14 protein-coding genes and 1 other annotated feature are annotated in these 16,355 nt (G+C 29.0%); all 14 genes read left to right on the top strand.

The window, feature by feature from the left end:
* Window positions 1–224: 224 nt before the first annotated feature.
* The 14 genes from KGF50_RS15030 to KGF50_RS14965 all read left to right on the top strand — a co-directional run bounded on the left by KGF50_RS15030 (window position 225) and on the right by KGF50_RS14965 (window position 16,119).
* A complete protein-coding gene (locus KGF50_RS15030; RefSeq protein WP_227848815.1) occupies window positions 225–614 on the top strand; it encodes a BlaI/MecI/CopY family transcriptional regulator in 390 nt (129 codons plus the stop codon).
* Window positions 615–645: 31 nt separating this feature from the next.
* Entirely contained in the window at window positions 646–1,029 is a 384-nt protein-coding gene (locus KGF50_RS15025) for a BlaI/MecI/CopY family transcriptional regulator (RefSeq protein ID WP_227848814.1), read from the top strand.
* Window positions 1,030–1,635: 606 nt separating this feature from the next.
* The gene (gene vanR / locus KGF50_RS15020) at window positions 1,636–2,334 is read left to right on the top strand and encodes a VanR-ABDEGLN family response regulator transcription factor (RefSeq protein WP_227848813.1); all 699 of its coding nucleotides are present in this window, start codon (window positions 1,636–1,638) and stop codon (window positions 2,332–2,334) included.
* Between the two features lie 34 nt (window positions 2,335–2,368).
* The gene (locus KGF50_RS15015) at window positions 2,369–3,484 is read left to right on the top strand and encodes a sensor histidine kinase (RefSeq protein ID WP_227848812.1); all 1,116 of its coding nucleotides are present in this window, start codon (window positions 2,369–2,371) and stop codon (window positions 3,482–3,484) included.
* 145 nt (window positions 3,485–3,629) lie between these two features.
* Window positions 3,630–4,517 (top strand): ABC transporter ATP-binding protein, encoded by an 888-nt coding sequence (locus KGF50_RS15010; protein ID WP_227848811.1) that lies wholly within the window; start codon window positions 3,630–3,632, stop codon window positions 4,515–4,517.
* On the top strand, window positions 4,518–5,753 hold the full coding sequence (locus tag KGF50_RS15005; protein ID WP_227848810.1) for an ABC transporter permease: 1,236 nt from the start codon (window positions 4,518–4,520) through the stop codon (window positions 5,751–5,753).
* A gap of 397 nt (window positions 5,754–6,150) precedes the next feature.
* Window positions 6,151–7,068 carry a phosphate ABC transporter permease subunit PstC gene (gene pstC / locus KGF50_RS15000; RefSeq protein WP_227848809.1) on the top strand — a complete coding sequence of 306 codons (918 nt, stop codon included), beginning with the start codon at window positions 6,151–6,153 and terminating at the stop codon, window positions 7,066–7,068.
* A gap of 1 nt (window position 7,069) precedes the next feature.
* Window positions 7,070–7,894, top strand: coding sequence for a phosphate ABC transporter permease PstA (gene pstA, locus KGF50_RS14995; RefSeq protein ID WP_227848808.1), 825 nt, complete (start codon window positions 7,070–7,072; stop codon window positions 7,892–7,894).
* Window positions 7,895–7,912: 18 nt separating this feature from the next.
* Entirely contained in the window at window positions 7,913–8,677 is a 765-nt protein-coding gene (pstB, locus tag KGF50_RS14990) for a phosphate ABC transporter ATP-binding protein PstB (RefSeq protein WP_227828310.1), read from the top strand.
* A gap of 27 nt (window positions 8,678–8,704) precedes the next feature.
* Window positions 8,705–9,358: a phosphate signaling complex protein PhoU gene (gene phoU / locus KGF50_RS14985; RefSeq protein ID WP_227433691.1), complete on the top strand. Its 654-nt coding sequence runs from the start codon at window positions 8,705–8,707 to the stop codon at window positions 9,356–9,358.
* A 159-nt stretch (window positions 9,359–9,517) separates the two neighbouring features.
* Window positions 9,518–10,390 (top strand): aromatic acid exporter family protein, encoded by an 873-nt coding sequence (locus KGF50_RS14980; RefSeq protein ID WP_227848807.1) that lies wholly within the window; start codon window positions 9,518–9,520, stop codon window positions 10,388–10,390.
* 83 nt (window positions 10,391–10,473) lie between these two features.
* Window positions 10,474–11,910 carry a [Fe-Fe] hydrogenase large subunit C-terminal domain-containing protein gene (locus tag KGF50_RS14975; RefSeq protein ID WP_227848806.1) on the top strand — a complete coding sequence of 479 codons (1,437 nt, stop codon included), beginning with the start codon at window positions 10,474–10,476 and terminating at the stop codon, window positions 11,908–11,910.
* 47 nt (window positions 11,911–11,957) lie between these two features.
* Window positions 11,958–12,785, top strand: a complete 828-nt coding sequence (locus KGF50_RS14970; protein WP_227848805.1) for a polysaccharide deacetylase family protein — start codon at window positions 11,958–11,960, stop codon at window positions 12,783–12,785.
* 326 nt (window positions 12,786–13,111) lie between these two features.
* Window positions 13,112–13,376 (top strand) — a binding site (T-box leader).
* Window positions 13,377–13,452: 76 nt separating this feature from the next.
* On the top strand, window positions 13,453–16,119 hold the full coding sequence (locus tag KGF50_RS14965) for a valine--tRNA ligase (RefSeq protein ID WP_227848804.1): 2,667 nt from the start codon (window positions 13,453–13,455) through the stop codon (window positions 16,117–16,119).
* Window positions 16,120–16,355: the final 236 nt, after the last annotated feature.

Raw genomic sequence — 16,355 nt, 5'->3', positions numbered from 1 at the left:
TGCCGATTTAGTTTTATTCTACAACTACAATAATACAACAGAATTAGTTATTATTCAACATGATTGTTTGAAAATTGAATAAATTTATAGATATGAATAATATTTTTTGTATATAAAACAAACTAAATGAGTAGAATATATGGTAAATTTTACCTCTAGTTTTTGTATAAAAAAGCTCCTATTATTAATTTAAGCTAGATTGAATTTGAGGAAGTGGCATAAAAATGGAGCAACAAGAGGTAATTGACAAACTACATAGAGGGGAATTGATGTTGATGGAATATATGTGGAGGAAAAAATCTATTCTATCTAAAAAAGAAATAATATTAGCGATGCAGGAAAGGTATAAGTGGAGGAAAAGTACTACAGAAATTCTACTTAAAAGATTAGTGAAGATGAAAATATTAAATAAGAAAAGGGTAGGTTTTAAATCAAATTATGAGGTAGTAGTAACTAAAAAAGAATATTTAAGTGATAGAAAAGAAGAAAGATATATAAGTGAAGATAATAACTTTTTTATAAGAATATTTACAACAATACATAAAAGAAATAATATGCTAGAAGAAAAATTAAAAAGATTTATAAAAAATATGCAAAATATAGTAAAGAAATAATTTTATGTTATATAGAAAGAAGGAATAAGTTATGCTAAATAAAAAATTACCAGATGCAGAACTAAAATTGATGAAGTTTATTTGGAATTTAGGATACAAAACTGTAATATCGAAAGATGTTGCAGATGAAATAGAAAAAATATATGGTTGGAAACATACAACTACAATTACACTTTTAGCAAGATTAACTAAAAAAGGCTTTTTAATATCTCAGCGAATTGGAAAACATGTACACTATACAGTATTAGTAAAAGAAAAAGAATATCTAAAACTGGAAGGAAAAAGAATCTTTGGAGGTTTACATAATAATCCTCTATCAGAATTAATTTCCAAATTACATAATAAAGAGGAAATAACTGAAGAAAAAATAACAGAAATAGGAGAGTGGATAAAAACTTGGCAGGATGAAGATTAATAGAGTAAAAGGTAGCACCTATATAAATAGGTGCTACCTTTTTATTATTGTGGATAAAATTGTGGATAAGTTGTGGAAAACTCATATAAAAAATGTGGATAAAGTATTTTACTGACATTTCACTGACATAAGAGTTGGAATTTAATTTTTAAATGTTGGAATATCAATGAAAAATCACATAAAAACAGAAAAGATATTATTTTAATAAGGAATAATAAATATATTAACATCATTAATAAGTATTAGAAATGTGCAAGATTAACGATATCTAAACGAAATTATTATAAAATAGCTGACTGTAATTTAACTGATAAAGACTATTTTTCTAGACTTTGTCAGTTAAATTACAGTCATTTTTATTATTTAAAAAGATATTTACCTAAACTATTATTTTATAAATTATATTTTAAAAGATAAATGAATCGTATATCTAAATTCATATATTGTCCATTTTTATGATTAGGATATACTAAATAGTAAAACTGAAAATAGTTAAATAATAATATTAAGAATTTCTTAATAAATTCTCATGCAAAAAATCATATATATAAAAATTTTATTTGGTATAATAGACATAAATATCTATAGAAAGGATGCTTAAAGACTATGAGTGGGAAAATTTTAGTTGTGGATGATGAGCGTGATATTGCTGATTTAATAGAAGTTTATCTTACAAATGAAAACTATAGTGTTTATAAATTTTATTCTGGCATTGATGCACTACACTGCATTAACTTAAACGAATTTGACCTTGCAGTTTTAGACATTATGTTGCCAGGGATAAATGGTTTTTCTTTGTGCCAAAAAATTCGAGAAAAATATACTTACCCAATCATTATGTTAACGGCTAAGGATGAAGAAACGGATAAGATTACAGGATTAACCTTAGGTGCTGATGATTATGTTACTAAACCTTTCCGACCTTTGGAACTTGTTGCTAGAGTAAAGGCACAGCTTAGACGATATAAGAGGTATAGTGGAAATTTGCAGTCTGTTGATGAGTTTTCACATATTTTTTCTTTTTTAGGCTTGGAATTGAATATCCAGACATATGAATGTCATTTAAATGGCGAAGTTCTTTCACTTACACCAACAGAGTTTTCTATTCTACATATATTATTAAAGAATAAAGGCTATGTGGTGAATTCAGAAAATATTTTTCATGCTATTTGGAAAGATGAATATTACAGTAAAAGCAACAATACGATAACAGTTCATATTCGCCATCTTCGTGAAAAATTAGGTGATACTGTAGATGAGCCAAAATACATAAAAACAATTTGGGGTGTTGGTTACAAGATTTAACACCTATTTTTTTGTCACGAAAGGATGTAGTATTATGAAAAAGATTAATAATTTTACTTATAGTAAATTGAAAGACAAATATAAAATTATGAAAAGAGAAAGAAATACAGAGGCTTATTTAAAATATAAATTATATACAATGCTAGCTCTATATACAGTTATACTATTGGTTTTAATGTTTATAGCTGATTATACATCTTCAAATTTTTCAAATCCTCTTATCAAGTGGTTTCAGCTGCGAAAAGATGTATTATTTTCTTTAGTTTTTATAGTTGGATATATCACTATTTTCAATTTTTACTGGAAAAAACCATGGAATTATTTAAGAGAAATTATCGATGCAACACATACTATTTATCAACAAAATGATGAATTGGTGGAATTATCTAAACCATTAAAGGAAATAGAACAACAAATGAATAAAATTAAGATGTCTGTTTTGTTAAGTCAACAAGCTGTGAAAGAAGCTGAAAATAAAAAAAATAATCTTGTAATGTATTTAGCACATGATATAAGGACACCACTTACTTCGGTTATTGGATATTTGAGTTTATTGAAAGAAATACCTAATATGCATATGTCTCAAAAATCTAAATACACTGAAATTGCATTTGACAAAGCACAACGTTTGGAAAAACTTATTAATGAACTTTTTGAAATAACACGATATAATTCTAATCAAATCAAAATTAATCGCGAAAAAGTAGACCTATATTATATGTTACTTCAGTTAAAGGAGGAATTTTATCCAGTAATATCTGAAAAGGGAAATAAAGCTATTCTAAAAGCAAATGAAAATTTAACAATAGAAGCAGATTCTGGAAAACTTGCAAGAGTGTTTAATAATCTTTTAAAAAATGCTGTTGCTTACAGCTATCCGAATACAGAGATTATCATCTCAGCAGTTCATAAAGATAGCAATATAAATATTGCTTTTAGAAATTATGGTCAGACAATTCCAGAAGAGCAACTTTCTGCTATATTTGAAAAATTCAATCGTTTAGATGAGACTCGAAAGTCAGATATGGGTGGCACAGGTTTGGGTCTTTCTATAGCGAAGGAAATTATAAATTTGCATGGTGGTGATATTACTGTTCAAAGTAAAAATGAAGTTACGACATTTACTATATCGCTTCCTACATCTACTTAGTAAAATATGAATCAAATATTAAGCTTTTCTTAAGGAATTATATATTTAATATTAAAACTAGGAGTGTCTTTGTTTAGTAAAATAAATACTGAGCAGAGCACTTTTGTTTTTGCAGAATAAGTAGATAAAGAGAGGAGTTTCAAATATGGAATTAAAAATTGAACATTTGACAAAAGAATTTAAGGATAAAACTGCTGTAAATGATGTTTCTCTTACCTTAACACCAGGTGTATGGGGATTTCTGGGAGCGAATGGAGCAGGAAAAACAACCTTGATGAGAATCATTACAGACATTATGAAACCTACCAATGGCAAAATTCTATATAATGGAAAAAATATCCATGCAATGGGTGCTGAGTACAGGAATTTACTAGGGTTTTTACCACAAGAATTTGGTTTCTCTCAGGATTTTTCCGTAAAAGATTATTTGGAATATGTAGCAGCATTGAAAGATGTACCATCAAGAGAAGTAAAAGGAAAAATTAATAATCTGTTGGAAATTCTTACATTATCTGATGTAAAAAACAAAAAGATTATTAAATTATCTGGCGGAATGAAACGACGAGTGGGAATTGCACAATCTATGTTAAATGACCCTAAAATCCTTATAATGGATGAGCCGACAGCAGGACTTGACCCTGGTGAGCGAGTGCGATTTCGTAATTTTATTTCAGAATTTTCTCATAATCGTATAGTCCTAATCTCTACTCATATTGTATCTGATATTGAGTATATATCAACTCAAAATGCTATTATGAAAAGCGGAAAAATTCTTGATGTAGACACAACTGATAAACTGGTTAAGAAGGTAGAGGGTAAGGTATGGGAGTGTCTTATATCAAATAAAGAGATTCCAAAATATGAAATGAACTTACGTATAATCAATCAGCGTAGTGAAAAAAACAATCAAGTATCTATTCGTTATTTATCAGAAAAGTCAAAAATTGATAACTCTATTGCTGTTGAACCACGACTAGAAGATATGTATTTATGGTTGTTTCCAGAAGCTGTTTATAGTAAGGAGGAGGAGTAAATGCGTATTTTTTATTTGGAAATCAAACGAGTGTTGCAATCACGTCGTACATTGATTTTATTATTGATGGCATTAGTTTTATCTGTGTTAATGGCTTTTCTTCCGGTTACTTATGAGGGCATCAATTATTTAGATGATAATGGCAAAGTAGTTGAATTGAATGGTTTGGATGCTATTGCATATAAAAAAACAATTTATACTAATAACAGTGAAATTAGTAGTGGAGTTGTAACACCAAAAAAATTAAAAGATGCCTTAAATATATGGAAAACAACAGAAGAAAAGTATGGAAAAGTAGGGAGTGAGGATTTTCCACTAGATGTTTATTCTAAAAGTATTTTACCAATTCGACCATTGTTGAATAGACTTCCTGAAGCATTTGCTAATCCAGAAACAGGATTTTCAACAGAACTATCAGAAATAAATACAAATGATTTAGATTCTTTTTATGAACAATGCAAAACTCACTTAAATGATATTATGAAGATTGAGCAACAAACTCCTAATGCACAGATGCAAGCTCGAGAGCTTTATAGCAAAGTAGACACTCCATTTGAGATATACCCAGGTTATTCTAAAGATGCTTTTGATTATATAGCATTTTATATTTTTGTATTATTAATTATATATGTTGCAATTTCTGCATCTACTTTTTCTGGAGAATATCAGACACAATCAGATAGCATCCTTCGTTGTACTAAACATGGACGTATTCGTCTAGCATTTACTAAAATATTAGCTCTATTTTCTATATTTATAGTAATGTTTGTTGTATGTATTTCTATCCATTTGACAATTTCTGATTTAGCTTTTGGTACTGAATGTTTGAAAACTTCATTTCAAATGTTGTTTTCTGTTACTAGCCTAGTAAATATAAATTTACTACAAGCACAGATTCTTATAGCTATTGGTAGTTTAATTTCAATACTTGCAGTGGTTAGTTTAACATTATTTTTATCTGCAAAGTGTAAGGATTCTCTTACATCTATGTTGATTGCTTTTTCTATTTGTTTAATTCCCATGGGAATAGGTGTTAATTGGATTGGATATCTACTGCCATCAGGGGGAATTGGTCTTAAGAATAGTTTATTATATCAAATGACATCGTTTAATTTTTTACATTTAGGAAACATGAGTTTTTGGACACCACACATTATCCTGTTTTTTTCAGTGATAGAAATACCTATTTTTATATTTTTGGCTATTCGTACCTATTGTAAGCATCAAGCATCATAACAATTTGATGAAAATAATAGTGACATAGACAATAGGAGAAAATATAAATCATAGCAACAATTGTATATGTAGTATAAAAGTTAAATTTAGTTAACAAATCTTAATAGTAGATATAAGTAATAAATTACACATAAAGCGTATTATTACCTATATCTGCTATTTTAATATGAGTATATACCATTAAATTGTAAAGTAAATGTCAAATATAGCACAAAAAGTAAAATTAATGTTAAAAAAGTGAATATAATTTTACACTTGTTTAACTTAAACCTAATATAGATTTAACTTAAAAAAAGTAGAATAAAAATATAGAAAATTTAATAATGACGAACTTATAAAAATTTAAATTTTAAATACAGAACGAAAATCAATAGGTATATTTTAATGGGAGGATATTATGATAGTAAAATCTAGGTTAGTAGGTTTAGAAAAAAATGGAAATAATGGAAATAAGACAAAATATATAGTTGAAAAAGTAGCAAAAAATATATTTCTATTAAGTGCTTTAGTAGCAGTTGCAAGTTTACTTTTGATAATAGGATTTGTATTTTATAAAGGGTTAAGACCTTTTATATTTGAGGGATACTCATTTATAGATTTTTTAACGGGTGCGGATTGGGTTCCTTCAGCTAATAAGTTTGGAATATCATCTATGATAGCAGCATCAATAGTTGCTACAATTGGTGCACTTATAATAGGAGTACCAATTGGAATATTAACATCTATATTTATAGCAGAAGTAGCACCTAAAAGATTAGCAAAAATAATGTCACCAGCAGTTGAACTTCTAGCAGGGATACCTTCAGTACTGTATGGAGTGTTTGGTCTTGCAGTAATAGTTCCAATGATACAAAGTATATTTAATCTTCCAAAAGGACAGAGTTTATTAGCAATAATAATAGTATTAGCAGTAATGATGCTGCCAACAATAATATCTGTATCAGAAACAGCTATAAGAGCAGTACCAAAAGCATATAAAGAGGGTTCATTAGCACTTGGTGCATCAAAAATAGAAACTATATTTAAAGTTGTATTACCAGCAGCAAAGTCTGGAGTTTTAGCAGCAGTAGTATTAGGTGTAGGAAGAGCTTTAGGAGAAACAATGGCAGTAATACTTGTTGCAGGAAATTCACCAGTTATGCCAACTTCTATAACAGATAGTGTAAGACCACTTACAACTAATATAGCACTTGAAATGGGATACGCATTTGGGACACATCAAGAAATGTTATTTGCAACTGGAGTAGTATTGTTTACATTTATATTAATTTTAAACTTAGTTTTAAATAAACTTTCAAATAAGGCGGTAAATTAAGATGAGAAAGTTCAGAGAGAATATATTGAAATTATTAGTATATCTATCAGCATTATTTACAATAGCATCACTAGTAGTTATAGTAGGATTTATATTTATAAAGGGAATCGGAAATATGAATTTTAATTTCTTATTTAACAATTATTCAGCATCAGGTGATGGCGGTATATTCCCAATGATAATTACAACATTATATACTGTATTGGTTTCTATAGTTGTAGCAACTCCAATAGGAATCTTAGCAGCTATATATTTACAAGAATATGCTAAAAAAGGAAAAGCAGTTACAGCTATAAGATTTGCAACTGAAAGTTTGTCAGGAATACCATCTATAGTTTATGGATTATTTGGAGGAATCTTCTTTGTAGTTACCTTAAAAATGGGATATTCAATAGTTGCAGGTTCACTTACAGTTGCAATAATAATATTACCAGTAATAATTCGTACAACAGAAGAAGCTTTAAAGACAGTTCCTCAATCATATAGAGAGTCATCTCTAGCATTAGGAGCTACTAAATTTCAAACTTTATATAAAGTAGTACTTCCAAGTGCAGTACCAGGAATTCTATCAGGAGTAATATTGTCAGTTGGTCGTATAATTGGAGAATCAGCTGCCATACTACTTACAGCAGGTACTGTAGCTAAGATGCCAGGAGGAATATTTGATAGTGCAAGAACACTAACTGTACACTCATACTTACTAACTAAAGAGAGTGGAGATATAGCAACAGCAGCTAGTATAGGTATTGTTTTAATAGTAATTGTATTAGTATTAAATATGTTAGCAAGATTTGTTGCTAAGAAGTTAAATAAGGCTAATTATTAAATTTAAGAGGTGTGAATGATGGAATTAATAAATAAAATAAAAATGAGTGTAAAAGATTTGGATTTATTTTATGGTGACAAGCAAGCTCTAAATAAAATAAATATGGATATAAAAGAAAATAAGGTTACTGCTTTAATAGGTCCATCTGGATGTGGAAAATCTACTTTTATAAGAACATTAAATAGAATGAATGACTTAATAGAAAATGTAACAATTACAGGGAATATTTCTGTTGATGGAGAAGATATATATACTTCAGATGATGTTATAAACCTTCGTACAAAAGTAGGAATGGTATTTCAAAAACCTAATCCGTTTCCTATGAGTATATATGATAATGTTGCATATGGCCCTCGTACACATGGGTTAAGAGATAAAAAGCAATTAGATAAGATAGTAGAGGAAAGTTTGAAGGGAGCAGCTATTTGGGAGGAAGTTAAAGATAGGCTTAAGTCATCTGCATTAGGATTATCTGGTGGGCAACAACAACGTATATGTATAGCAAGAGCAATTGCTATGAGACCAGAAGTTATACTTATGGATGAGCCTACATCTGCTTTAGACCCAATTTCAACATTAAAAGTAGAAGAACTTATAGAAGATTTAAAAAAGGACTATACAATAGTCATAGTTACACATAATATGCAACAAGCTGCTCGTATATCAGATGAAACAGCTTTTTTCCTAAATGGAGAGGTTATAGAATTTAGTGATACAAAAACTATGTTTACTACTCCTGTGGATAAAAGAACAGAAGACTATATAACAGGTAGATTCGGTTAAAATATATAACTATAAAGGAGTTAGACAATGGTCAATAACAGTTTAGATATAAGCATTGATACTTTAAAAGAACAGACAGTACTTATGATGGAAAAATGTGAAGAGGCAATAGAAAAGTCTGTAACTTGTATGATAGAAAAAGATTTAGAAGGTGCAAGAAAAGTAGTGGACGATGATGAAGAAATAAATAAATTGAGAGAAGAAATAAGAGATAAAAGTATAGAATTAATAGTGCTTAAACAACCAATGGCGAGAGATTTAAGATTTATTTATTCTTTGGGAAACATATCAATAGAATTAGAACGAATTGGAGACTATGCAGCAAATATAGCTAGAGAAATGTTGAAAATAGGTGGAGAAGCTTATATAAAAGAATTGATAGATATACCTAAAATGGCAAAGGAATGTAAGAATATGATGTCTCAAACTAGAGAGGCTTTAATATCATTTGATGCAAGTATAGCTTACAATGTTGGAAGTAAAGATGACATTGTAGATGATTTATATGAGCAAGTACAGATTGATTGTTTAAAAATAATGCATGAGAATTCAAATACGATAGATCAAGGAGTAAAACTTTTACTTATAGGAAGATACCTTGAACGAATTGGAGACCATATAACAAACGTATGTGAAAAAATAATCTTTGCAATTGAAGGTAAAATGGTAGAGATAGGATAAAAAAACTGCTTTATAGCAGTTTTTTTTATTGTCTAAATTAAAAAGTAATTGTTAAAAAGATGCGATTAATGGGTAAATTTAAAAAATTGTGATATACTAGGAACATATTAAATATGAGGATGCGTATTTTATATAAGGTGCTTTTTAGGAGGTGGAATTTTGAAACTTCAAAAGATGGGTATGAGGACTATAAAGACAGGAATTAGTGTAACTTTATGTATGCTTCTTGGTAATTATTTAGTTGAGAATATGTTTTATTCTCTAGTAGCATGTATAATTTCTGTTCAGGATACAGTGAAAGGTTCTTTAAAGACAGGAATCAATAGAGTAGAAGGTACTATTTTAGGTGGTATAATAGGATTTTTATTTGCTATCACCAAAGCAGGAGACCCATTTTTATGTGGTCTTGGTGTAATGTGTTCAATATATCTATGTAATCTGTTTAAAATAAAGTCAGTAGTTGTTGCCTGTGTCACTTTTCTAGCCATACATCTAGGTGTGGGAAACAATGACCCCGTATACTATTCTTTACACAGGGTGTTAGATACATCTGTAGGAGTTTTATTTGGCGTACTCGTTAATTATTATGTTGCTAGGCCAAACTACCTAATTAGTGTTATAGATGAGTTTAAAAAGATAGAAGAACTTTCGATGTTGCTTATTGAAGAAAAAATACTTAGAAAAGGAAATCTAGATGTAGAAAAATTTGAAGAAGAAGTAGAACAATTGGAAGGAATATATTCAAAACTTATCGATGAGCTAGACTATAGTTTAAGTGAAACCAATATAGAAAAAATAGAAAATGCCTTAAGGATATGTAGAGAAATCCACTTTCACATGCAATCTATAGAGTTACTAGAAAATAAACTCTATTTAAAAGAGCATACATATAAATACCTTAAGAAAACATATGGTGTGGATGAACTGGATTGGAATGTAGATGAAGAAAAAAGTCCAGTGTTCAACTATCATTTAATGAAAATAATGCTTGAAATAGAATTATTGAAAAAATTAAATAAGTCATATCAATAATAGTCAATAAATAATAAATAAAAAATAGTATCTTTGTAAATATTAAACATATATAAGTTTAATTTACGGAGGTACTATTTTTTATGAATACTATAAATGGGAATTCTAAAATATTAGAAAGATACAAAATGAAGCTTTTTGGAGAACTTGTAAAGGCAGTATGGAATGAGGATACAGAAGATATTGAAAACTTGCCTGAAAAAATTTTAAGCGAGGACTTAAAAGAAAATTTAGATAGTCATTTTGATAAGCAATTTGATAAAGATACGATGGTGAATTTAATCAGGGTAACTATGGGATTAGATGTAACTGGAGATACAGATAAAAACCTAAAAGATGCATTGCACGAAGCTGTAAATTTAGATGAAGTGAAAAGACCAATAATATCTATAATATCAGATGCTTGTAAATATTGTGATGAAAATAATAAAGAAGATGAGTCATGCAAGATAAGAAATAAGCATATTAATTGTAATGAGGAAGATACATGTAGTGCCTGTGGTGATTGTGTGTCAAGATGTAAACTGGGTGCAATATCAGACAAGATAGAATTTATACCAATGATAAAGCTATTAAAAGATATAAAGAGTCCTGTATATGCAATAGTCGCACCAGCTTTTGTAGGGCAATTTGGAAAAGATGTAAGTCCTGGTAAGTTAAGAACTGCATTAAAAAAGATAGGATTTGAAGATATGATAGAAGTTGCTTTGGCAGCAGATATGCTTACTGCAAAAGAAGCATATGACTATTATGAGCATATGAAAAATGATGAAGAAGGATGCTTTATAACTAGTTGTTGTTGTCCTATTTGGGTTAGCTTAATACAAAATAGTTTTCCTCAAATATTAGATAAGGTATCACCATCTGTGTCACCTATGATTGCTTGTGGTAGAGCTGTAAAGATTTTAAATCCAGAGGCTAAAGTTGTATTTATAGGTCCTTGCATGGCAAAGAAGAAAGAGGCAATGTTGGAAGATATAAAGGATGCAGTTGATTTTGTACTTACATTTAAAGAATTGCAGGAAATATTTGATGCATTAGAACTAAATCCAGCAGTAATGGATGAAAGTAATAGAGTAGAAGCATCTCTTTCAGGTAGAGTTTATGCTAGAACAGGGGGTGTAAGTAAAGCTGTTAAATTATCGGTTAGAAGAATTGATAAAAATATAAAGTTTAAAGAAAAAGCATTTGAGGGAACAAAAGAATGTATGGATGGTCTAAAGAAAGTTTTAAATAAAGAGATAGAAGCTACTTTCATAGAAGGAATGGGTTGCGTAGGAGGTTGTGTGGGAGGTCCTAAGCGTATTTTAAGTGTAGAAGAAGGAACTAAGAATGTCGATGAATACAGTGAAAGTACAAATATGGAAACACCATTTGATAATTTAAATGTACTACAATTTTTAACTTCTATGGGAATAAAGAGAGTAGAATCATTGGGAGAAAAAGAAGAAGAACAAGTAAAGAAAATATTTAGTAGAGACATAAAAAGTAATAAGAAGGACAATAAATATAAAAAATAATTTTCTTAAGTTTGAATTTATGTTTTTATAAAAGGGAGATATGGGGGATGAAAATTAAAGATAATAAAACTGTTTTTCATGTAATTATACGTGTATTTCTTGTAGCTGTTTTAATTTTAACTGGGACATTATTAGAAGAAAAAATTAACAATGTTCCAGTTGAAAATCTCAATACGAAAGATAAAACTACACTAGAATTACTTTCTCAAAATAACACTTTAGGAGAAATTATATATAAGACATCTCAAGAAGAGAGGAAAGGACCAGGAGCTACATCTGAAAAAGTTGCGTACATAACAATAGATGATGGACCATCAAAATATACAAATGCACTGTTAGATATTTTAAAAGAAAATGATGTCAAAGCGACATTTTTTATGCTTAATCAAAATATGAAAAACCACAAAGAAGAGGTGAAGAGAGTCTTAGAAGAAAAAAATTCAATAGGATTTCATAGTGTAAGTCATGATATACATAAGTTGTATAAGAGTCCAGAAATAACAGTTGGAGAATTTGACACATGTAATAAAACGCTACAAGACATAACTGGTCAAAGCTCAAAATTAATAAGGTTACCATATGGAAGTAAGCCATATATGCCAGAAGGTTCATACGATAAGCTTATGGCAAGTGATTACCTAATTTGGGATTGGAATTTAGATACGCAAGACTGGAAATCGTCAACAAGTCAAATAGTTAGTAATATCTTATATTATGGAAGAAAAAGAGATGAATTAGTAGTATTAATTCATGAAAAAGAACAAAGTGTAAATGCTTTAAATAATATGATAAGAATTTTAAAAGAGAGGGGATATACTATATTGCCAATCACAGAGAATGTTATGCCTAAAAATTTCTGGCAAGAAAACCTATAGTAAATTTTAAAAAATATAAAATACAATAAAGCATTTAAAAAATACAATACATAACTTGATTACATTTAAAATGTTATAGTCAAAATGTCATATAGGAAAATAGCATATAAAGTTAAGGTAGCATAAAATTGATAAAATATTAGCATAAATATCAATAAAGTAATAGAGTAATTATTGACTATATAAAACAAAAAATTTGAAAAAATATAGTATATATTATAATAATTAGGATAGAATATAAAAAATAATAATTAAGAAAATTCAGAAAAAATAAAATAAAAATAATTGACAAAGAGAATAATATTTGTATATAATAATATATAATATTAAAGACTAAGAAGAAGAGGAGTAAGTAAATTCTACTAAAAGAGAGGAAAATTCACTGGCTGTAAGATTTTCTAAGTATAAGGTTTACTGAATGTAGCTTTGGAGTTTCTAAACTGAACTATTAGTAAGTTTAGACGGTTAGAATCGTTAAATTCTTTGAGAGTCAAAGTTATTAAGATTGTCATTAACTATTAGTTTAATTGTATGTTGATGAATTTTTAAACTTTGGAATTAAGGTGGTAACGCGAGCTTTTCGTCCTTTTAAAAGAGGATGAAAGGCTCTTTTTTATTCCCCAAAATATTTTAAAAATTTATTTATAAAAATATAGGAGGCAATACAATGGAAAATACGAATTTATCAAAAACTTATAATCCTAAGGATTTTGAGGCTAGGCTATATAAAAAATGGATGGATGAAGGGTATTTTAAATCTAAACCAAACCCAGATAAAAAACCATTTACAATAATGATGCCACCTCCAAACATAACAGGTCAATTGCATATGGGACATGCGCTTGACCATACTCTTCAAGATATACTTATTAGATGGAAACGTATGGATGGATATGAAGCTTTTTGGCTTCCAGGAACTGACCATGCTTCTATAGCAACTGAGGTTAAAGTTGTTGAAAGAATAAAAAAAGAAGAAGGTAAGACTAAATACGAAATAGGAAGAGAAGAATTTTTGAAGAGAGCTTGGGCATGGAGAGACGAATTTGGAGGAAAAATAGTTAATCAGCTTAAACAATTAGGCGATTCTTGTGATTGGGATAAAGAAAGATTTACTATGGATGAAGGTTGCAATGAAGCAGTTATAGAGTTCTTTGTAAACCTATATGAAAAAGGGCATATATACAGAGGAAATAGAATAATAAACTGGTGTCCAGACTGTAAAACTACTTTATCAGATGCAGAAGTTGAGCATGAAGAGCAAGATGGAAACTTTTATCATATAAAATATCCATTAAAAGACAGTGAAGACTTCTTGGAAATAGCTACTACTAGACCTGAAACAATGATAGGGGACACTGGTATAGCTGTAAATCCAGAAGATGATAGATACAAACACTTAATAGGAAAAACAGCAATACTTCCATTAGTAGGAAGAGAACTTCCAATAGTTGCAGATAGTTATGTAGATTTAGAGTTTGGAACTGGTGCGGTTAAGATGACTCCAGCTCATGACCCTAACGACTTTGAAGTAGGTCTAAGACATAATCTTGAGCAATTAAATACAATGAATGAAGATGGAACTATGAACGAAGTTTGTGGAAAATATGAAGGTATGGATAGATTTGAGTGTAGAAAAGCCATCATAGCAGACTTAAAAGAACAAGGATATCTAATCAAGATAAAAGAACATAATCACAATGTAGGAACTTGTTATAGATGCCATACAGTAATTGAGCCTAGATTATCAGAGCAATGGTTTGTTAAGATGAAAGAACTTGCAAAACCAGCTATAGATATTCTTAAAAAAGGAGAATTAGAATTTGTTCCAGACAAATTTGATAAAACTTATTTACAATGGTTAGAGAATATAAGAGATTGGTGTATATCGAGACAATTATGGTGGGGTCATCAAATACCAGCTTACTATTGCCAAGAGTGTGGAGAAATAGTAGTTGCTAAAAAAATGCCAGATAAATGTCCTAAATGTGGAAGCACTCATTTTAAACAAGATGAAGACGCACTAGATACTTGGTTTAGTTCTGCATTATGGCCTTTCTCTACCCTAGGATGGCCAAATAAGACAGATGCATTAGATTATTATTACCCAACAAGTGTACTTGTTACAGGATACGATATAATATTCTTCTGGGTAGTTAGAATGGCATTTGCAGGTATGTTCTGTATGAATGAAAAGCCATTTGACCATGTATTAGTTCATGGTTTAGTAAGAGATTCTCAAGGTAGAAAAATGAGTAAATCTTTAGGAAATGGTATTGACCCATTAGAAATAATCGAGCAATATGGAGCTGATGCACTAAGATTTACATTAACAACTGGAAATTCCCCAGGAAATGATATGAGATTCTATATGGAAAGAGTAGAATTTGCTAGAAACTTTGCTAATAAATTGTGGAATGCATCAAGATTTGTATTTATGAATGTTGATGAGGATATAATTAAGAATATAAGTAGAGAAAATGTAAAAGATAATTTAACTCTAGCTGACAAATGGATAATATCAAGAGCCAATAATATTGTAAAAGAAGCTACTAATAACATGGATAAATTTGATTTAGGGATAGCATTACAAAAGATATATGATTTTACTTGGTCAGAATATTGTGACTGGTATATTGAAATGGTTAAACCTAGATTATATGGAGAAGATACAGATGCTAAATCTGCTGCTTTATATACATTAACTTATGTACTTGAAAAAATATTAAAATTATTACATCCATATATGCCGTTTATAACAGAGGAAATATATACTCATCTTCCTACTGTTGAAGGTTGTATAATAGTATCTGAGTGGCCAAAATATAATGAAGAAGATAATATGGCTGAAGAAGAAGAAATGATGAATTTACTAATGGAAGGTATAAGAAGTATAAGAAATGTGAGAGCAGAAATGAATGTACCACCTTCTAAGAAAGCTAAATTAATAATAGTACCAAGTGAAGATAAGATAGAAACTATTGAACTTGGTAAGGATTATTTTATAACTTTAGCATCTGCTTCAACTGTTGAGATAGCAAAAGATAAATCAAATGTACCAGCGGATGCAGTTGGTGTAGTTATTGATGGTGTTGAAATATTCATACCTCTTAATGAGTTAGTTGACTTTGAAAAAGAAATCGAAAGGCTATCTAAAGAAATGAAAAAGTTAGATGGAGAAATAAAGAGAGTTAATGGAAAACTTGCAAATCAAGGATTTTTAGCAAAAGCACCTGAAAGCTTAATAGAAGAAGAAAAAGCTAAAAAAGAAAAATTTGAAGAAATGATTAAATCTGTTGAGGAAAGATTAGCAAATTTAAAAACTAAAGTAAAATAAATGTGTAGGATAAAAACATACAAGGAGTACTAAATATGTATTCTTTGTATGTTTTTCTTTCTATGTAGACAAATATGATGTTATAATTTTTTAGAGATATATGATATTTTTATCTTATTATGACTATATTAATTTTATATTTTTGAACTTTATAATCAATAAAAAATTGATATATTATAATATTTAATATAGGATAATAAATACATGATGCATTTGTTTTCCTATATTTTTTATGT

This window comes from Clostridioides sp. ZZV15-6598, from assembly GCF_020657705.1.
Taxonomy (GTDB): Bacteria; Bacillota; Clostridia; order Peptostreptococcales; family Peptostreptococcaceae; genus Clostridioides; species Clostridioides difficile_F.
Note: the sequence above shows the minus strand (reverse complement) of the source record. Positions and strands in the feature narration are given on the sequence as shown.